The sequence below is a fragment of the Parasphaerochaeta coccoides DSM 17374 genome (genome assembly GCF_000208385.1).
GTDB classification, from domain to species: domain Bacteria; phylum Spirochaetota; class Spirochaetia; order Sphaerochaetales; family Sphaerochaetaceae; genus Parasphaerochaeta; species Parasphaerochaeta coccoides.
This window is the reverse complement of sequence record NC_015436.1, coordinates 1,584,202-1,603,743: the sequence shown is the minus strand read 5'-3', so window position 1 is coordinate 1,603,743 and position 19,542 is coordinate 1,584,202. Positions and strand designations below refer to the sequence as shown.

The 19,542-nt window shown below is 49.9% G+C and carries 15 protein-coding genes; 12 read left to right on the top strand and 3 right to left on the bottom strand.

The window, feature by feature from the left end:
* Positions 1-16 precede the first annotated feature (16 nt).
* The 6 genes from SPICO_RS06990 (at position 17) to SPICO_RS06965 (ending at position 7,587) form a co-directional block, all read left to right on the top strand.
* The gene (locus SPICO_RS06990; protein WP_041395832.1) at positions 17-850 is read left to right on the top strand and encodes a carbohydrate ABC transporter permease; all 834 of its coding nucleotides are present in this window, start codon (positions 17-19) and stop codon (positions 848-850) included.
* Between the two features lie 43 nt (positions 851-893).
* Positions 894-2,522, top strand: coding sequence for a hypothetical protein (locus tag SPICO_RS06985; RefSeq protein WP_013739966.1), 1,629 nt, complete (start codon positions 894-896; stop codon positions 2,520-2,522).
* 16 nt (positions 2,523-2,538) lie between these two features.
* Positions 2,539-3,813: an L-cysteine desulfidase family protein gene (locus SPICO_RS06980; RefSeq protein ID WP_041395161.1), complete on the top strand. Its 1,275-nt coding sequence runs from the start codon at positions 2,539-2,541 to the stop codon at positions 3,811-3,813.
* A gap of 292 nt (positions 3,814-4,105) precedes the next feature.
* Positions 4,106-5,275, top strand: coding sequence for an ROK family transcriptional regulator (locus tag SPICO_RS06975; protein WP_013739964.1), 1,170 nt, complete (start codon positions 4,106-4,108; stop codon positions 5,273-5,275).
* A gap of 194 nt (positions 5,276-5,469) precedes the next feature.
* Positions 5,470-6,687 (top strand): hypothetical protein, encoded by a 1,218-nt coding sequence (locus SPICO_RS06970; protein WP_013739963.1) that lies wholly within the window; start codon positions 5,470-5,472, stop codon positions 6,685-6,687.
* A 138-nt stretch (positions 6,688-6,825) separates the two neighbouring features.
* Positions 6,826-7,587 (top strand): Fic/DOC family protein, encoded by a 762-nt coding sequence (locus tag SPICO_RS06965; RefSeq protein WP_013739962.1) that lies wholly within the window; start codon positions 6,826-6,828, stop codon positions 7,585-7,587.
* A 126-nt stretch (positions 7,588-7,713) separates the two neighbouring features.
* On the opposite strand, the gene mscL is transcribed toward SPICO_RS06965, so the two are convergent.
* From mscL to SPICO_RS06950, 3 genes are all read right to left on the bottom strand, one after another.
* Entirely contained in the window at positions 7,714-8,151 is a 438-nt protein-coding gene (gene mscL, locus SPICO_RS06960; RefSeq protein ID WP_013739961.1) for a large-conductance mechanosensitive channel protein MscL, read from the bottom strand.
* Positions 8,152-8,262: 111 nt separating this feature from the next.
* Positions 8,263-10,533, bottom strand: coding sequence for a bifunctional 23S rRNA (guanine(2069)-N(7))-methyltransferase RlmK/23S rRNA (guanine(2445)-N(2))-methyltransferase RlmL (gene rlmKL, locus SPICO_RS06955; protein WP_013739960.1), 2,271 nt, complete (start codon positions 10,531-10,533; stop codon positions 8,263-8,265).
* Between the two features lie 62 nt (positions 10,534-10,595).
* Positions 10,596-11,525 carry an Hsp33 family molecular chaperone HslO gene (locus SPICO_RS06950; protein ID WP_013739959.1) on the bottom strand — a complete coding sequence of 310 codons (930 nt, stop codon included), beginning with the start codon at positions 11,523-11,525 and terminating at the stop codon, positions 10,596-10,598.
* Positions 11,526-12,088: 563 nt separating this feature from the next.
* Here SPICO_RS06950 and SPICO_RS06945 point away from each other — a divergent pair.
* The 6 genes from SPICO_RS06945 to SPICO_RS06920 all read left to right on the top strand — a co-directional run bounded on the left by SPICO_RS06945 (position 12,089) and on the right by SPICO_RS06920 (position 19,463).
* Positions 12,089-13,543, top strand: a complete 1,455-nt coding sequence (locus SPICO_RS06945; protein WP_148229027.1) for a hypothetical protein — start codon at positions 12,089-12,091, stop codon at positions 13,541-13,543.
* Positions 13,544-13,569: 26 nt separating this feature from the next.
* Positions 13,570-14,712, top strand: coding sequence for an efflux RND transporter periplasmic adaptor subunit (locus SPICO_RS06940; protein ID WP_013739957.1), 1,143 nt, complete (start codon positions 13,570-13,572; stop codon positions 14,710-14,712).
* 24 nt (positions 14,713-14,736) lie between these two features.
* Positions 14,737-15,423, top strand: a complete 687-nt coding sequence (locus SPICO_RS06935; protein WP_013739956.1) for an ABC transporter ATP-binding protein — start codon at positions 14,737-14,739, stop codon at positions 15,421-15,423.
* Positions 15,413-16,594, top strand: coding sequence for an ABC transporter permease (locus SPICO_RS06930; protein WP_013739955.1), 1,182 nt, complete (start codon positions 15,413-15,415; stop codon positions 16,592-16,594). Before SPICO_RS06935 ends, SPICO_RS06930 begins: the two co-directional genes overlap by 11 nt.
* Before the next feature lie 134 nt (positions 16,595-16,728).
* Positions 16,729-18,093, top strand: a complete 1,365-nt coding sequence (locus tag SPICO_RS06925) for a sensor histidine kinase (protein ID WP_052295850.1) — start codon at positions 16,729-16,731, stop codon at positions 18,091-18,093.
* A complete protein-coding gene (locus SPICO_RS06920; protein ID WP_013739953.1) occupies positions 18,090-19,463 on the top strand; it encodes a sigma-54-dependent transcriptional regulator in 1,374 nt (457 codons plus the stop codon). The genes SPICO_RS06925 and SPICO_RS06920 overlap by 4 nt, the downstream gene beginning before the upstream one ends.
* Positions 19,464-19,542: the final 79 nt, after the last annotated feature.

Genomic DNA, 19,542 nt, shown 5'->3' with positions numbered 1-19,542 from the left:
GATGAATATAGGACATATGGCAAGGAGAATAACTCGCAATGTAGGCATCAATGTCCTGATGGGCTGCGCAGTCTTTGTTTCAATACTGCCTTTATTCTGGATTTTCTTTACATCCTTCCAGAGCACGGAAGGAGGAGTGAGCTTCATCATAAAAGACATACTGGGCAAAGGATTGACTATGGCAAATTTTCAACGTGTCATGGAGATCATCCCAATGACCAGGAATTTCTTCAACACGTTGATTTCCTCGCTTGCAGGAAGCCTTGCTACGGTATTTTTCTGCGCTTTGGCAGGGTTTGCTTTTGCAAAATATAAGTTTCCGGGAAAAGATGGCTTGTTCCTCTTGCTTTTATTGACCATGGTCATACCTACGGAAGTTTGCATCGTTCCTCTTTTCATCATTATGCGGAGACTGGGATGGGTGAACAGTCTTCTTTCCCTTATCGTGCCTCGTGCCGCTACAGCGGTAGGCATCTTTTACCTGAGGCAATATATCACTCAATTTCCGACTGAGATACTGGAACAGGGCAGACTTGATGGATGCAGGGAGTTTCCACTTTTTTTCAAGATAGTTCTTCCGGGTATAGTTCCGGCTCTTGCATCCTGGGGAACGATTTCCTTGATTGCGCGTTGGAATGATTTCATGTTGCCGATGATTTTCCTGAGAGTTCCTGAGATGCAGACCTTGATGGTCGCAATATCGCTTCTTCCTGTGAGTGATGGGTTATCCACTCCTTGGCCGGTGGTCATGGCAGGAGTCGCTATCGCTACTTTCCCTTTGATACTTATTTTCCTTGGATTGCAGAAATTCGATATTGCAGACTTGATGGCTGGTTCGACGAAAGGTTGAGATAAGAATCCGAACGAATGCAAAAAATATACTGGAGGAAAAGATGAAGTTCGAGAAATACAGTTTCGAATACCCAACACCGAAGATTCCTTATTACCATCTCAGGCTATCCCTGACAGATTTAGCAGGGAAGGGGAACCATGTGGTTACCGGAGTAACCGTCGATGGTGTACGTTCCAGGGATTTTGATGTCTTCAATGATGGGGAAAAAGTAATCCCGGCAGTTTTCAAAGCTTTAGCAGTCGAGAGATTGATTTGCGTCCGAATAGATTGGACGAAAGGACAGCGCCATGAAGTTTCTGTCATGCTTTTCGACGCAGAAGACAAGACATATGAGGTGACGTGTACTGCTGTCGCAAGCGGGGAACATGGATATTGGAATCGGCAATGGAAATACTACGCAAGCCATGTCCTTGAGGAAACAATCGGATTAGAGCGTGTTCAAGAACCAGTCCATGTCATCCTTGGCTTATACAGTGACAGGATTCAAGATCCGGAAGCAGAGATTCGGGTAGTAGCAATACATTCGAAGACAGGCATAGCGGAAGAGATTCCTTCCCAGGTATATGGAGTTTCCAAGTGGGAGAAGTGGACGGACATACATTGTCAACCGACGACTACAGTGGAACTTGCTTTTTCCGCGGATGTGGCGGCCTATGAGAAGAAGGTTTTCCTGATATTCTATGGGAATCCTGAAGCGAGCAAGCCTTTGTATCCATCGGATTTGAAGATAAGCGGCTCAGGATATGCCTTGACTGTTGAAAACAAATTCTATCGTGTTTCGTTGCATTCAGAGAGTGGAAGCATTGATGAGATTGTTTCCAAAGATGCTTCGGATGTCACTTTCTGTCACCATTTGGAGACAAATGGTACCATGCAGTGGAATCCTGATGTCTATGCTCCGCCCAAGACATGGATGCATTCTTCTGATTGGGTTGCTCCTGAGGATTTCACGGTCATCAGCGGTCCGGTTTTCGTCATGGTCAAGCGATACAATCCTATAGTGGATTATGAAGAAGTGGATTGTTCAATCACCTACCTGTTCTATAGCAACAATCAGGGAATCAGCATTGAGAGCAACATTGACGTGAACAAGGACTTGGATGTCGTTGCATTGCGTAATGGTTCCGTAGTCCTGAACAAAGAGACAACCGGGGATTTCGCATGGATGGGCATGGATTCCAGGGTGAGGACTGTTCATATCACTGATATGCCCCGGCATCCTGTAAAAGGCATGACTTTTGATGCACGGACACCTTGGTATTCATTCTTCAATGCAGAAAGAAATAATGCCTTGGGAGTACTGAACCTTGAATTCAACGGAATCCGGCGACAGGGAGGACTCTTGGAATGGGAACCCTATTTCTATCTTCACTGGGGACCATGGTTCTACGTATCGAGGCCGATTATCTACACGTTCACATCGAACAATCCACAGAGGGTGATGCATATGTCGGCTGGAACCAGTTTCCATGAACGTTACCAGCTTGTGCCTTTCACAAAGAGCCGTCAGGATGATGGTTGTTCGGGTTTCTCGGAATTGGATACATTGAATCGAAAAGCAAGGGTTCCGTTATCAAAACTAATGGCGAAGTTTGATACGGATACACGGGTTCCTGATGAATGGATTCCTCCCATACTGGTAAGTCATTTTGAAGAACTGGTAGATTAAGGCGGAAATGATGGGAATGAGCAAATCTCTGCCATATAGCTCGTATGTCTCCTTGTTGAAGAGGGAATTGATTCCTGCTTTGGGTTGCACAGAACCAATAAGTCTCGCATATGCCGCGGCATGGGCCAGGAAAGTGATAGGACGACTGCCTGATGGATTCACCCTGGAGTGCAGCCCAGGTATCATAAAAAACACGAAAGGAGTGATCATTCCCTTTTCCGGAGGACTGAAAGGCATGGTTGCGGCCATTTCTCTTGGTCTTGTGGGTGGTAACGCCTGTCGTGGGCTGAATGTATTGGATTCCATTACATCAGAGAACAAAGAGGCTGCCATAAACTATATGGCACATGTCCGTTCTGATATATCTCAGGCGGAGTCCACGGATTCTCTTTACATATGCCTTACCGTGTATTCCGGGAACGACAAAGCTACCGTAGTAATCAAAGGTCATCATACGGGGATTGTCCGCTTGACGCATAACGGTCTGAACCTTCCACTTCCGGCTGAAGATTGTGAAAGTGGAGATGACAACTGTCCTATAGACAGCATGACTGTCGATGAGATTGTCAGATTCGCTGATACCGTACCATTGCCCCTCATCATAGACATCTTCGAGCAGCAGGTAGCGTACAACATGCGTATTGCTGAGGAAGGATTGTCTGGTGATTACGGCCTTAATATAGGCAGGAATATTCTTTCCGGAGAAAGTTCGTTGGATATCCGGACTATGGTAAAGGCATATGCTGCCGCGGGCTCCGATGCCCGTATGGGAGGATGCCCCATGCCGGTAATCATCAATTCAGGGAGCGGGAATCAGGGATTGACCGTGTCACTGCCTGTAATTGTGTATGCAAAGGATCTCAATGTATCCCGCGAGAAACTGATCAGAGCGCTGGCCTGTGGCAATCTGATTGCTCTTCATCTCCGTCTTCCTATGGGCGGTCTTTCCGCGTTTTGCGGAGTTGTCTGCGCGGCATGTGGAGCGGGGGCGGGAATTACATATCTCCGTGGTGGCGATGCGCGGAAAATCTCAATGACAATTACCAATACACTTGCAAGCATAACGGGAATGATTTGCGATGGAGCCAAGGCATCCTGTGCATTGAAGATTGCTACAGCTGTTGATTCGGCGCTCATCGGACACGAACTGGCAATGCAAGGCAAAACTTTTGATGATGGGGATGGGATCGTTGGAACCGATGTTGAAGAAACCATCAAGAATGTCATACGGATAGCTGTCGAAGGCATGGCCTGTACGAATCAGGAAATTCTTGGGATTATGAATTCTTAAGATTATGTCATCCATGTCAGAGTGGAAATAAAAAATAGAAAATGAGTTCCTTCTTGTTTTCACCTTGACATCCGGCAAAACAATGCGCAGTCTTCCTGTAACCATCAACTCTTTCGCGGACAGGTCGAACCAAGACTATGGACTTCCGTTCGCGGCACTGGTGATTGGAACCTTTCCCCTGTTTACTTTCTACATATTTGCGCATCATGCTTTGGTGAAAGGCTTCGGAGAGGGTGCTATAAAAGAATGACGCAGTGCATGTCACAGGGTTTGATGGGAAAAAAAGGACAGGATGAGAATAGTTCAGAATAATCTGTTTCAGAAATCAGTGAATGAGCTCCTGGTATTGCGCGAGCTGCGAAAGGGACCATTGTCCCGTGTGAAACTTGCTTCATTGCTTGGGTTGCAGCAGTCAACCGTTACATACTGTACGTCACGGCTCACCGAGGCTGGACTGATACGGCTTACCGGGAACAAAATATCCCAAAGAGGCGCGGGCAGGAAACCAGAGTTGCTGGCAGTCAATCCCGATGCGGGCCGAATCATCGGCGTAGAAATGTTGAGAGGTTCATACCGGATGTCTATCTGTGATATCCTTGGGAATCTCATCAGCAGCGATGTCAGCCTGTATGACGATGTTTCCTCATCGACACAGGAAGAAATGTTCAGGGCACGAGTAGACACTATAGTAGGACGCGTCCTTTCCCGATGTGAAGGAACGGATGTCTGGGGAATGTGCATAGCAGTACCCGGTATTGTTTCCCTTGATGGGAAAAAAATAATTGACTGCTGGACGCATGGTTTGCGTGAATGTGATTTTTCAGGATTCCTGAGTTCCTTCTCTTTTCCCATTGTCTTTGAGAACGATGCGAACTGCTGCGCCCTGAAATACGTCATACATGGTTCTGACATTGAGGATGATACTTTCCTGTATGTTCGTTTCCAATCATATGATGGTCTGGTGTTGCCGCCGGGGATTCCCAGTATCGGCATTGGGACGGGTCTGGTGCTGGCAGGAAAGCTGTACCGGGGATACAGAGGAAGGGGAGGAGAATTCCGCAGCGTGTACACCAGTACCGCTTCTGGCGCAACACAGCTTTCTTTTTCCCATGAGGAACTTGCCAGGCGACATGAGGATCCCATGATCATGGAATCCATCGTAAAGGAATTGTTGGAGAACATGATGTCGATACGCGCGTTGCTTGACCCCCGTACTATTTATTTGGGGGGTTTCGACGAAACAGAAAGACAGTTTCTGATTGCGGGACTTCACGAATTTTCTGATTCTGATGAGACAGCCGGTTTTGTGGATAGTTGCGTAATCATCAATAAAGCAGAGGATGACGCGAGCCTCGGCGCAGCGTCTCTTGTCGTCGATGAAGTTTTCAGGATTCCACGTCTCGGCGAACGGAGTGATAAGAATACGATCAACTGGATGTCACGCGCCATCGAAGATTCCTGAGAATTTCAAGTTTTCCCGGCCTTTTTCCGGTCTTTTTTCTTATCAGTTTTTTTTTCGTGATTCGTGCCTTTTGACTTGTCCATAATTTTGCCGTACACTATAGTTTAACATAACGTGGTCGAACCGTCTGAGCGGAAAGTCCGTGTGTCTCAATTGATATACTGGAATGTTGCTTTGGAAAAGAGGAGATTCCCATGAACATCAGGATAAAAAGAATTCTAGGTCTTATATGTGCCATTGCCATATTGTTCCCCGCAATCATCATGGCTCGTTCTGTAGCCATCACATGGGACTGGTTTCTCAACGACCCGGAAGTCACGTACTTCCGCTACCAGCTCGATGGGGAGAATGAGGAAGGATGGACCGTGGTCAATGCTGATGTGTTCGCCTACACATCCGACCCGGTGGATGGTACTGTTCCTCATGCATTGTATCTGCAACAGTCCTATGATGGTGTGCTGTGGTCTGCCAGCGCGGTTTCCGGGGTAGACATACTGTTCCCTCCCGTGGAAGAAGTTATTCCGGAAAAACCTGTCGTTGAGAGCGTTCCGCCAACATCCTCCGGCGTTCTGGCCAGTGAAGGCTCCGCTGAAACGGTTGAAGCCGCTCCGGTTTCTCCTGACGTTGTTCCTGTATCCGAGGAGCCTGTCGCTGAAAATCCGGTAGCAGTGGAACCCGTAGCGGTTGAGGCTCCTGCCGTCGAAGATTCTGCTCCCGCCACCGAGCCCACTCCAGTCGTAGATACGCCGGAAGAAGTAAAACCCGTCGCATCTGTCACGACTGTCGCCGCTGTTCCTGCCAAGGTTGTCGCCAAGCCCGTCAATGCACTGGCAAAGAGCTTGGATATCAAGGTTGGAGCTTCCTATGCAATATTCGATGAAGTCGGAGCCTATGACCGCTTGGTTCCCGGCGCGGATCTCACATGGCGCTTGGATAACGGCTTGAAACTTGGCAATAGATTTGGTGTCGGGTTGCAGGTTGGAATCTTCTATGATGCGTATTTGAAATCCGCCAGTGCGACGCCAGTTGTTGAAGCAAACCGTTTCAAGTTTGAGACGAACTGGTTCAAAACAGGCGCGGGAACTACGCTCCACCATGTCTATGGCATAAGCCTGGCTCCCCGGTTCAGCTTTGCTTTCAGTGAAAAGACTTCCTTGTCCCTTGTAGGTGGCGGACGGATTATTTTCAGCACTGATGCCCTTTCCGGCAGCGAACTTATTCCTGGTAGGATTCCTCTTATCAGCCAAAAGCCTTTCGTAGGTCTGAACTATGGTCTTATCGGATCTCTTGAACTGCGCCATAATTTCAGCAAGGGCTTTGGCATCGGCCTTGGCCTTGACTATGATTATCTCTTTGGCGCAAATGCCCGTCATTCCTTTGGTGCCAGCCTGTTCATGGGTATCGGACTTTAGGAAAAAGAGATGGCTTGAGGAACGCGGAGCCGGAAACGGCTCCGTTTTCATATTTGTCCTTGACCTGATTTGCAGCTTCGGGCAAGATGATGAAAAGAGCAGTGGTTTTTTCCACTATGCGGAGGAAGGTTCTGTCCTATGAAATCACGCCGTATTGAAGCGTGTATTGGTTTTGTGAAATTCTCCCTTGATGTCGAGGGACTCTCTCTGACGCAGGAAGGTGAGGAACAATTGCGGAGCATCTTGGATGAGGATGTATCCGCCAATGAGGCTGTGGAAGCCATCATTGAGCAGGAAGGACTGTCAACTGTCGAATATTTGCCGCCTGCCCAAGAAAACGCTGACTATCCGGGTACATCCGTTCCGGTAAATTTTTTCAATATCAAGGATCGTTCCCGTGCCAGGAGCTTGGCTGCTCGCATGGCCAATATACGGACAGTTGAAATCCTTGCCCAGGCTTTGCCTCATGCTTACGACTTTGAGCTACTCAAGAGCCTGCATGCCTCCCTCTATGGCGACATGTATCCGTCCGCAGGGATGATACGCACCTCGGCAGCAAGCAAGCGCACGGTGTTCTGCCAGCCGCAATTCATTGAAAGCATGGCTGATGAGATATTCGGAAAACTCCGGCATGATGTTTACCTGAAGAAACTTGACAGAGATGATTTCATCAATGATTACGCATACTACATGGGAGAGATTGAAGCCCTTCATCCTTTCAAGACGGGCAATGGGCGCGCTGCCCGTCTGTTCTTCTATCTGCTGGCTATGAATGCGGGATGGAATATCGACTGGCAGTCCATTGAGCCTGACCGTATGCTGGAAGCGGACATCTCCGCCATTGACGGTGATTACCAACCGTTCATTTCTGTGCTGTCACCGGCGGTATTCCCGTTGTAGAGATTTTCCACCATCATCAGTTTGACAAGGTGTCATAAGGAGCTCATAGGGAGCTGTCAGGTATCAGCTCCTTATGATTCTGCAAGGAAGGTTCCAGACAGGGAAAAGGGAATCCGGGAAAGATATTTATTTTCTGTCCTTAAGCAGGTCGCGGATTTCAGTGAGCAGGGTGATATCAGCGGGGGGAGCCTCTGGCTCGACGGGAGCTGCGGGTTCTTTGGCTCTTTCGAGCTTTTTCCGGAATGTGTTGAACGTCTTGACGATGATGAACAAAATGAAGCCGATGATCAGGAAATCCACAACAGTCTGTAGCAGGGCGCCATAACGGATGGCGACTTCAGGGGCGTCTTCCGTAGCAGGCGTGAGGATGACGCGGAAATCAGAAAAGCTGGAGCTTCCCATGAGCCAGCCGACAAAAGGCATGATGATGTCGTTCACCACTGATTTCACGATGGCGGTGAAAGCCGTGCCAATGATAAGACCAATGGCCATATCCAGGACATTACCGCGCATAATGAACTCCTTGAATTCATCAATGAATCCAATTCTTTTTTTGTCTGCCATGATTATTCCTCCGAATCTCAATTCACTATAGCAGAAGTTCCCGCAAGGGTTAAGCCGGATACCTCCGTCCGGATTATCCCTTTTAGTCTTTTCCCCACATCAGATGATGATTCAGCCAGTAGTGATGATTTTCTTTTTTATGACTATTTTCCGTGGTTTCGTGCCGTCTCCGGTGAAAGATGCGGAAGTGAGTCGCGGTTTCTTGCCATCCTTGTGATGTATCAGGAAGGTATTATGTATTCTTGGATCACGTGCGAAATCGTCCCCAATGGTTTTGGACGATACATCCTCAACATCGTAATCTTCCATCAATATTTCGTCGAGCTTGAACTTGCGGAAATTGTTGGAGAATATCAACGTACCCCCTGGCGTCAGATGATTCATGCACGCGTCAACCAAAGAGATATGATCCCGCTGGATGTCGAAGGAACGACGATCCTTGCTGTTGCTGTAGGTAGGAGGATCGCAGAAAATCAAATCAAACTCACCTGTGTTGCTGTTCCGGAGCCATTCCATGACATCATCCTTGTAACGGAAATGGTTCATCCCGTAGAAAGCATTCAGTTCCATGTTCTTTGCTGCCCAGTCAAGGTAGGTTGCTGACGTATCCACGCTCACCGTGCTCAGGGCACCACCCGCGGCAGCGTGGACGGTCGCTGTGCCGGTATAGCAGAAAAGGTTCAGGAAACGTGTGTCCTTGGCGTTTTCCTTAATGACACGTCGTACAGGACGGTGATCCAGGAAAATGCCAGTATCCAGATAGGAGTTGAAGTTGACCAGGAAGCGGAGGGAATGCTCGGTGACTACATAGAAATTCTTGGCATCGTCCATTTTTTCATATTGGGCAAGACCTTTCTGACGTTCACGACGCTTGACAAATATTTTTTCATAAGGGATGCCGGTGGCTCGTTCCGTTGCAAGAACCAGTTCTTCCAGACGCCTTTCCGCCGCCTCCGGATCTATGGAGTCAGGGGCGGCATATTCTTGCAAGGAAATGTACCTGTTCTCGTACAGGTCGATGGCGGCGGAATATTCGGGCATGTCCGCATCGTAGATGCGATAGCATGAAACGCCCTGCTTCATCATCAGGGGAGTGAGGGTGGCAAGGTTTTTCTTCAAGCGGTTGAAGGCCATCTGGGAGCCTTCGGAAAGAGGAGCTTCAAGACGTTCCTTGCGGCGTTGTTCGGCTCGTGCTGCCAGTTCCTTGCGTTCTTCTTCGGAAAACACCACGTAGTGGGCGAGCTGGCAGAGAATACCGCCATTGTAAATGCTATTGGTTCTTTCCGGCTTCAAATCGACATAAGAAAGCAGTTCCTGCTCTCCGCAGAGGATTGATACCCTCCAACCTCCGAACAAGGCATTGAGCGTGCCGCCGATCTTGCGGTATAGAGTGATGATTTCGGGGTCGGCAAGACGCACGCCATAGGGGGGATCCGTGACGACATACCCGTGGGCGGCGGGAACATCCTCTACCGACATGGACGTGAAATCCTTTACAGCAAAAGTGATGAAATCGGATACTCCGGCAGCTTGCGCATTGCCTTTGGCGGCTTCAATCGCTTGAGGGTCTATGTCCCATGCATGAATCTCTATGGAACGCGACCGTCCGGCTTTCTGACGGGAGAGGGCTTCGGACAACACTTTCTCCCATGTTTGCGGCTGATGGAGAGGGAGCTTGAGGAAAGCAAAGCGGCTAGGATCGACCAGGCCAGGAGCCGTGTCAGTAGCCATGAGGGCTGCTTCGACCACCAAAGTACCAGCTCCGCAGAATGGGTCAAGGAGGACGCCTGCGCCAGCATCAGTAATGCTGCGCCGCCATTCAGATCTCCAGAGGATGCTGGAGGCAAGATGCTCCCGCAGTACCGCTTCTGTCTGCTGGGTGCGGTAACCGCGCTTATGAAGGGATTTTCCGGAGAAATCGACATACCATGTCACCGTGTTCACATCGATATGCATGTGGAAGGTCACATCGGGGTTCTCAAGGTCAACGGAAGGTCGCTGGTCGTCAAAACGTTCCCTGATGCGGTCGGCTATGGCGTCCTTGAGGCGCAGGGTACCGAAATGGGAATTTTTCAGCCAGGAGCATGTCGTCATGGATTCTGTGATGGAGAAGGTTTTCTCAGGGTTCACCCAATCTTCCCAAGGAATCTGGAGGGAGGATTCGTAGAGTTCGTCAGAACTCTGGATATCGTCATCCTTATAAAGGGCGACCATCAGGCGGGTGGATACGCGCGACCACAGGCAGAAACGATATGCCGTTTCAAGGTCTGCTTCAAATTCAATGCCGCCTCCCATAGATCGGGTATGGGCAGCTCCGGCTTGCATCACTTCATCTTCTACGATATCTCCCTGATGGGCAGATGCCGTCGCATAAAAAAACATGAGGTCTTCTTACTCCCTGCCGGTCCTTTCCGGCTTGTCCGCAGCGTGCCGTGTTCCTGAGTTCAGGAAACGTGGAAAATACTTTCCAGTTCTTCCTTGGTAAAATCATAGGCGGTACTGCAATTGAGACAGTCCAAATGCAGCGGGAACGGTCCGTCCTGCATGATGGACTGCTTTTCCTGTTCAGGCAGACTCGACAGATATCCGTTGAAGTTCTCGCGCGAACAGGGGCAGGAGAATGCGACCGGCAATGTATCAAGATGTTCTGGATGGAACGGCGCAAACTCCTGTTCCACATACTGCCGGATTGTGCCTCCTTGGGCAAGATGCCTGCCCAGGGAGGAAAGGCCGGATATATGGCTGTCAAGTTTTTCTGGAATGGAATCGGGGCAACCGGGCATCACCTGGAGGAAAAAGCCGCCGGCGCCGAAGATGCGTCCATGGGAATCAAACTTGATGGACAGGACAAAGAGGGAAGGAGTCTGTTCGCTCATCTGGTAGTAGACGGCCAAGTCTTTTGCCAAATCACCATATTGCATCATTACCTGTCCGGAGAAGGGTTGCGAAGATCCCTCGATCATCTTGGTTATGGTGATGAACCCTGGGCCGTAGAGGAAGGTAAGGTCATTGTCCTCAAGAGGCTTCTCCACATGTATCGGGACATTCTTCAGGTAGCCCCGGACATTTCCGTTCGCCCATGCTTCGGTATAGATGCCTCCGATGGGTCCTCCGCATTCTACGGTGAGCAGGACGCGGTCATTGCCCTTTACTGTAGCGCTCAGGAGGCCGGAGGCGATATACGCCTGCCCAAGAACCATGGATTCAAGGATGCCCAGACCGTGATTGGCACGCATTTGGTTGATCATGTGCGTACCTTGGACGGCGGTGACCCTGAGGTTCCCGCGCTCAAGGAGGAATACTTCACGCCCATCTCCGGGCAAGGCATCCAGATGTTCGAGCAGTTCAATGTCAGTAATCGGTTTCTTATACATTTTTTCCTATCAAAGAATTGAGATTACGCTACAACAGCCTTTTTTGCAAGGGAGTATCTTTTGTACGATGTCGTGCGATGTCGTGATGATGTTCGGTAGCGTGCACAATTCTCTGAACCAATAGAGTACGAAAAAGACACCAGCCCGCTTGCCGAGCAACAACAGTTGAAAACAGACGTGCGGCAGGATAAGCGGGATAAGTTTGTGCGGAAGTAGGGGAAGCCAACTGGGATGGCAAAAGAGTATGGTAATGCATAACACGAAAACCCCTATATAATCCCGAAATTCAGGGATTTCATAGGGGGTTGAAAAGTATTACCATAAGACGAATACTCGTGCCTTGCCATGATATGAGAGAATAGAAAAATATGTATAAGGGCAGTTTCTGCATATGCCGGAAACGTATGTTAATTGTGTGAACTTGTTTTCTGAGTTGTTGCCGTTCAGATAATGATTCAGCATGATAGAAAATGTATCCGGAGAACCATCTCACAGCGGGAAACGGGCAGGTGTGTTTTTGTTTCCTGTGTACGTCGGATACTGAGATGAAAGGAAAAATTATGATGAGAAAGAAAGAATTGGTCATGGTACTGGTAGCTTTATGTGTATCAGTTTCCCTGCCAGCCCTTGATCTGTCCGAGATTGTGGATACATCAAAGAAAAATAGTCCCCTCATGCAGTCTTATATCCTACAACGGGACAATTCCGCGCTATCCATTACAAAAAGTGATTTGGGCAAGCAGTTTCAGATTCAGGCCGGTGGAGGATTGACGTGGACAGGACGTCAGGATGGACCAGTAACTGATACGCTCTATACTATTTCCGCCACCCCGGATGTCTCTGTCATTCTGCCTAACGAAGGAGACACCACGCTGAGATTCTCCTTAGGAGACTCCGGAGCCAGGATAGAACGTCAGGAAGCCGGTGGGACGACAGCGAATACATACTCCATGACCCCTACGCTGACGGCTTCACATACCTTTAATTTCGGCAAGACTGATGATGACAAGTCGGATTTCCTCATCTTGCAGAGTACCCTGCTCAAGGACAGTTCGTTTATCAGCAATGAGCTTGCTTTCGAGTCCGATGTATACACCAAGCTGATTGCAATTCTGGAAGCCCAAAAAAGCTTGATCTCCATTGAACGCCAGATTGAAAGCACGGAGCAGGCAATTGAGAACGCCCTCAAGCTTGGAGCGATGACCAAGGATTCAGTTTCCTACAAAGGGCAGGAACTGACGTTGCTCACTCTCAAGAATACGCGTACCGCTACCTTGAGCAGACTTGAACTGGCAAAGGAGCAGTACCGCGTGGCAACCGGTCTGGTATATGACAACGTTAAGAACATCCCCCTGCCAAAGCTTGACTTTACTCCCCTGACTGGCGGAAATACTTCAGTTTTGCTCAAGCAAGTCGCTTGGCAGATAGCGCAGGAGGATTATGAGCTGGAGAAAACAAAGACCGAGACAAGCAAACTTGTCCTGAACGGCACTGGCGGCGTCCGCGTCAGCAAGAAAGACAACGAGCAGACGACATATGCGGGGGGACAGGTTTTTGCTGGCGCTACTTTGACCCAAAACAATTTCTCCGTGTACGGACAGGCGGGCGTCAGCAACCTGGGGACAGGTACTTCTGCTACGCCGACGGTGACTATAGGCGGAACATGGAGGAACCAGGTTACTGCTGAAAGCGACCAGATTACCCTCAAGCAACTTGAAAATAAAGTCCTGATTGCCCAACTTGATTATAACGATGCCATCACATCATATACCATCACGGCAGGGAATCTACAAAACTCCATAGCTTCATGGAAGGATAAAGATGCCCAGATTCAGATACAGAGTGACTATAACCTGAAAAGCCTGGATTACAGCAGGAATCTCCTTGCTGTCGGACTGGGAACGCAGGATGCTGTCGCTGATGCCGAGATTCTTGTCCGTCAGGATGAGTATGATCAGGCAATTTCCTTATTGAACGGACTGGTTCTTGAAAACCAGATTAAGACGATGCTGATATAAGCCACCACAAGAGGGAGCATAAAAAAATGGCGAAAGATACGAGTGTGAAGAATATGGAAACCGAGAAGGAAATGGATCAGCATGAGGCTGATATCCGTGTCCGTATCAAGAAAAAGAACGCGGAACGCAGACGCAAGAAGATCATCATCTGGTTGGTCATCATCCTTGCAATAGCCTCATATCTATTTTATTCCCAGTCCCAGGCAAAGAAGAAAATGGAACAGCAGGTTGCCGCCACAGCGCCAAGGGATGGTCAGGTCTATTCCAGCGTGATTACTACGACCATCGACCTGTCAGGATATGTAGAGCCGTATGATACCCAGAAGGTAAACATGCGTGCTACAGGAACCGTGACAACGATTGCCGTAGAGGAAGGCGACGCGGTGAAGGAGGGGGATCTCCTTGCCGCGTTGGATGATACGACCCAGCAATATGCGCTGGCAAACATCAACGTCAACATCGAGAAAGCGGAACTCCAGGGCAGCGTGAGGGATGTGGAACTACTCAAGCTCCAGAAGATTACAGCTGAGAACAATCTTGATTATACCCGTGCCTATGCGAACTTTGATGGTGTTGTCGCTTCCGTGGATATAGAAGTGGGCAACTATTTCGAGGCTGGTGCTTCTGCCATGACCATCATTGACCGGAGCCGGCTGAAGGCTTCCGTCGAAGTAGATGAAATTGACATGCAGTATGTCTTCATTGGTCAAAAGGCGTATCTGACCTTTGATTCCCTTCCCGGACAGGTTATTGAAGCGGAAGTCTCCTACATCCCCATGCTTGGCCGGTATTCTAGCCAAGGCATCGGAGTGGTTGATGTCGAACTCACCATCTATGATCCTCCTGCCAGTCTGGTACCTGGTTTTACCTTTGAGGGAACGATCGAGGTGGAAGGAGATACCGAATTGGTACTCATTCCCCAGGCTGCCATCACGACGACTCGCGGGAACTCAACTGTGCAAAAGAAGTTGCCTAACGGTACGTATGAAACAGTTCCTGTCACCATCAAGTATCTGGGAGAAGGTGTGAGCCAGCTTCTTAATGGGGACTTGATGCCGGGAGATACGATTCTCCTTAAGAATACAAGCAATAACTCTCTGTTCGGATCATTCGGTGTCGGAGGTGACGGTGGTGGCGGTGGTGGCGGTGGTGCCCCAATGCGGTTCTGATTGTAGCAGAGCAAGGAAATAATCATGAGTAGAACAGTCATAAAACTCAGGGATGTACGTAAGTACTACATGGTCGGGGATTTCCTGGTCAAGGCTCTGGACGGTGTGTCCGTGGATATCGAGAAGGGGGAGTTCACTGCTATCATGGGACCTTCCGGATCGGGGAAATCCACGATGATGAACCTTATCGGATGTCTGGACACCCCTACCAGCGGGCATATCTATGTCGATGGAGATAACACGTCCGGCATGAACGAAGGGGAACTGGCGTTCCTCCGTAATAAGAAGGTCGGTTTCATATTCCAGCAGTTCAACCTGCTGGGCAAGTTGAGTGCGCTGGAGAATGTCATGACGCCGCTTCTCTATGCCGGGGTATCGGTGGTGGAACGTCGGGAAAGGGCGCTGGACACCCTTGACCGTGTCGGTCTCGCTGATCGAGTGAACCATCGTCCCAATGAGTTGAGCGGTGGACAGAAGCAAAGGGTTGCCATTGCGCGAGCTTTGGTGAATAACCCGACAATTCTTCTTGCCGATGAACCGACAGGAGCCTTGGACACTTCGACGGGCAACCAAATCATGGCTTTGTTCGAAAAGCTGAATGATGAAGGCAATACCGTGGTGTTTGTTACCCATGACAAGGGGCTAGGCATGAGATGTCGTCGTCAGATACACATTCGCGACGGGAAACTGGAGGATATGAATGTTATATGAGAATATAAAACTTGCTTTGGCCTCCATGTGGCAGAACAAGATGAGGACCCTCCTGTCTTTGCTGGGTATTGTCATTGGCGTAGCCGCTGTCGTTGCCATCCTGACGCTGGGAGACAGCGCAAAAAGAAGCATTACCGACAGCATTGCTTCCGGCGGTCTCAACCTTATTTCGATTTATCCCAACAGGCAGGACAAGGCCGCGACAGAGTTCACTGAGGATTTCGGCATTACTTTGATGCGCAATATCGATGGTATTGATTCTGTCATGGGAATCAGTTCCGGCAGTGCGCTGATCCGCCATGGTCAGCAAAGTAAACAGGCGGCGGTTTCCGGCGTTCCCTCGACCTATGCCCAGGTGAATAACTATGAGGCGGAGGAGGGAGAGTTCTTTTCCATGATGGACAATATCAACCGACGGCAGGTCATTGTCCTTGGCGCTGATATTGCTGAAGATTTGTTCCCGGCAGGAGACGCCATAGGTCAATACGTCAGCTTGTTCCGCAGGCAGGCAAAGAGTTATTTGGTCGTAGGGGTGATGAAGGAAAAGGACGCTGGCTTTGCCGGAGCGTACAATACTAATGTCTACATTCCGTACAACACCTTTCAGCAGCGTTTCCAGGCAACCAACAATGTAGGTTCGTACTTGGTGGATGTCTCGGAAAATGCGGATACCAGCCTCGTTACGAAAGACATCACATCTTACCTTGATAATCTTGTAGGAAACGATGCCTATACCATCTTTTCCCCCTCCTCGCTGGCTGACATAGCTAATGAGATTACCGGTACGTTCACGACCTTCCTTGCGGCGGTCGCAGCCATCTCGTTGCTGGTTGGTGGCATTGGCATCATGAACATCATGTTGGTGTCGGTCGCGGAAAGGACGCGCGAGATTGGCGTTCGTAAGGCTCTGGGAGCTTCTCCACGGGTCATCAGGGGACAGTTCCTCTGGGAATCCATCACCTTGACAGTAGTTGGTGGGCTTCTCGGCAGCATATTGGCTACTGTGTTGAGCTATGTGATAACGACTGCCTTGCAATGGAAGTTTGCCGTCTCTCCGATGGCCTATCTCATGGCGGTCGGATTTTCCATGGTGATCGGAATTTTCTTTGGTTGGTATCCGGCCATGAAGGCTGCCCGGCTCGACCCGATCGAATCTCTCAACTACGAATAGGTTGATACCAGCTTTTCTGTATATATCGGATCATCAGTGTATCACCATCGGGGTGTCAGGCGGAACAACTATTCCGCCCGACGCCCCATTATAGTATACTGGGGTATCCATGGTGTACGGAGGCAAGAAGGCAGATGAACAGGAAACGGAGGAGATGGAAGTTTGTGGAAGGCAATGAGTCCATCTTTGTCTTCACCGGACTGGGCGTCGCTTTCACGCTTGTCATCATGCTGGTTCTCGGTCTCTCCACAAGTCTTTTGACTCAAGAGAACCTCCGGATGCAGTCCGAAGCTGAGAAAGCGTTCAATTCAGTCTTCATCGAGCTTCAGGACAATCCCTCTAAAGCTCGGATGACCATGGTTCAGGAGAACATCATCGGAGTCGGGGTCTATACATCCCAAGGTCGGCTTGCCTTGGGAATCGGAAGGATTCCCAACATCCTGCCACTCGGCGAGTTCAATGCGCAGAGACAGAAGACAAAGGACTCCCATGCCGGTGTGGTTCTCTACGACAACGAAAGCGGCCAGATAGAGTATCTGCGTTTTTCCCGCTTGAGCATCATGCTCGATACTGGCTCCCTCCGCCTTACGGATAGCGGACTTGCGCCTGTCCCGGTGGATTTCCCTGATATCCTTTACATCCGCTTTGATGGGTCTTCTCATCGTGAGACGGTTGCTGGTATCCGGATTCTGTCAACCTGCGTATTTGTCGGGGTGTCCATATTTTTCCTCATAGTATTCAACATCTACCTGAGCAACCGCCGCTACCGGATTACCTTGGAAAAACAGGAACGCTTGGTCAGTCTCGGCGAGGCCGCCCGTACTTTGACCCATGAGATTAAGAATCCTCTCAGTGCCATCACCATACAGGTGGCGCTTCTGAAGAAAATGCTGCCTCCTGAGAACCAGGAGGATATCTCCGTCATAGATCATGAAGTTCAGCGTCTCACTCAGCTGACTGATAAGGTCAGTGATTTCCTTCGCAATCCTGTCGGTACGCCCCAGAGGATTGAAATGGAAAGTTTCATGAATGACTTGGCACGGTTATTTCCAATGACAATGACGGTCGTAGCGGAAGAAGATGGGGGATATTTTGTCACTTTTGATCCTGACAGAGCGCGGTCCGTTTTCGAGAACTTGTTGAAGAACGCTACGGAAAGTACTGCTGAAAGAGACCCGGAAGTTTCCGTTTCCCTCTCCCGTGACAAGAAAGGGCATGTACGTATCCGTGTGATGGACCGTGGCGATGGTATTCCGGAGAAGGTCGCGCATGACGTGTTCGATCCCTTCTTCACAACCAAGATACATGGGTCGGGAATAGGGCTGGCAATTTCCCGTCAGTTCGTCGAGGCGGAAGGTGGTAGCATACGCCTCTATCCGCGTGAGGGGGGAGGGACGGTAGCTGAGGTGATGCTTCCCCCTGTCGGCCAGTTTTCCCCATCACGGGAAAAGACAGAAAAAGGGAACGGTGCGCCTGATGATTCCAAGGAGAATTCATGAAAATATTGATTGTCGATGACGAGACGAACATTCGTGAGCTGATGCGCAGGTATCTCAAGCTGGAGGGTATAGAGAGCGATGGAGCGGAGAACGGCCTGTCCGCCCAACGTCTCATCCAAGAGACTCCATATGATGCCTGTCTGCTCGATGTCCGTATGCCGGGCATGGATGGTCTGCAACTCCTTGGATGGATGAGGCAGGAAGGATACCGCTTCCCGGTCATCATGATTAGCGCCCATGGTGATGTGCGAGATGCCGTGACAGCACTCAAGACAGGAGCGCAGGATTATATCCTCAAGCCTTTCGACCCTGATGAACTGTCCCTGCGGCTGAAAAAGCTGGTCGAGGCACAGGTTTTGAAGAATTTGGTTGAGTCAGAAAGCCGGGCATCGGAAGATACAAGCGATCTTTTCATCGGAGAAGCACCCGCTGTCATCAGGATAAAGGATATCACGGCCAAGATAGCGGACAGTCCCGCTACGGTTCTGATTACCGGAGAAAGCGGCACGGGAAAGGAAGTGGTCGCCCGCCGGATACATAGCTGTTCCATCCTGAAGAACGGCCCCTTTGTCGCCATCAACATAGGAGGCGTTCCGGAGAATCTGTTGGAGAGCGAGCTGTTCGGCTACGAGAAGGGGGCTTTCACCGGGGCAGTCGCCCGCAAGACGGGCATGTTCGAGCTGGCTTCCGGAGGAACGTTGTTCCTTGATGAGATTGGCGACATGCCCCATGCCTTGCAGGTCAAGCTGCTCAGGGTACTCCAGGAGAGACGGATTACCCGTCTGGGAGGAACGACATCATTGCCTATCAACGCCCGCATCATTGCCGCGACAAACAAGACGCTGGAGGATCAGGTACGTTCAGGAGCTTTCCGTGAAGATTTGTTCTATCGTCTCAATGTAGTGAGAATAGAAATACCGCCACTCAGGGAACGGCGCGGAGACATCTCCCTGCTTGCCGCAAGCATCCTTGCCCGGCTCAATCGGGAGATGGGCAGGCATATCACAGGCTTGTCCCCTGAAGCCCTTGAGAAACTCCAGCGTCATGCGTTCCATGGGAATGTACGGGAACTGGAGAATATTATGGAACGCGCTGTCATTTTTGCAGAAGGCGCGGTAATCACGGAAGACGACCTGGACATCCGGGGCAGCATAGCCTTGGGAGAGGAAACAGCAAACGAGGCCGGTTCCGGGAACGCTTATCCTCCGCTCTCCGGTGGAGAAGGGCTGACGCTCCGCCAGATTGAGGCGGCGGCAATCGTGCGCTCCTTGCATAGATGGGAAGGCAACCGGACCCGTGCCGCCGAAGAACTGGGAATTGGAAGACGCACCTTGATCAACAAGATAGCGGAATTTGGATTAAACGTGTGATTAGACATGCTGAACAAACCGTGGGAGTAATGACCATGGGAGCGTGCAAGATATTCTGAAAAAGAAAGTGAAAGAGGAA

Coding starts and splice junctions, on each gene's coding strand:
- SPICO_RS06920 (WP_013739953.1), top strand. CDS start 18,090: ATGAAAATATTGATTGTCGATGACGAGACGAACATTCGTGAGCTGATG.
- SPICO_RS06930 (WP_013739955.1), top strand. CDS start 15,413: ATGTTATATGAGAATATAAAACTTGCTTTGGCCTCCATGTGGCAGAAC.
- SPICO_RS06990 (WP_041395832.1), top strand. CDS start 17: ATGGCAAGGAGAATAACTCGCAATGTAGGCATCAATGTCCTGATGGGC.
- SPICO_RS06935 (WP_013739956.1), top strand. CDS start 14,737: ATGAGTAGAACAGTCATAAAACTCAGGGATGTACGTAAGTACTACATG.
- rlmKL (WP_013739960.1), bottom strand. CDS start 10,533: ATGTTTTTTTATGCGACGGCATCTGCCCATCAGGGAGATATCGTAGAA.
- SPICO_RS06985 (WP_013739966.1), top strand. CDS start 894: ATGAAGTTCGAGAAATACAGTTTCGAATACCCAACACCGAAGATTCCT.
- SPICO_RS06925 (WP_052295850.1), top strand. CDS start 16,729: ATGAACAGGAAACGGAGGAGATGGAAGTTTGTGGAAGGCAATGAGTCC.
- mscL (WP_013739961.1), bottom strand. CDS start 8,151: ATGGCAGACAAAAAAAGAATTGGATTCATTGATGAATTCAAGGAGTTC.
- SPICO_RS06945 (WP_148229027.1), top strand. CDS start 12,089: ATGAGAAAGAAAGAATTGGTCATGGTACTGGTAGCTTTATGTGTATCA.
- SPICO_RS06980 (WP_041395161.1), top strand. CDS start 2,539: ATGAGCAAATCTCTGCCATATAGCTCGTATGTCTCCTTGTTGAAGAGG.
- SPICO_RS06975 (WP_013739964.1), top strand. CDS start 4,106: ATGAGAATAGTTCAGAATAATCTGTTTCAGAAATCAGTGAATGAGCTC.
- SPICO_RS06965 (WP_013739962.1), top strand. CDS start 6,826: ATGAAATCACGCCGTATTGAAGCGTGTATTGGTTTTGTGAAATTCTCC.
- SPICO_RS06950 (WP_013739959.1), bottom strand. CDS start 11,525: ATGTATAAGAAACCGATTACTGACATTGAACTGCTCGAACATCTGGAT.
- SPICO_RS06970 (WP_013739963.1), top strand. CDS start 5,470: ATGAACATCAGGATAAAAAGAATTCTAGGTCTTATATGTGCCATTGCC.
- SPICO_RS06940 (WP_013739957.1), top strand. CDS start 13,570: ATGGCGAAAGATACGAGTGTGAAGAATATGGAAACCGAGAAGGAAATG.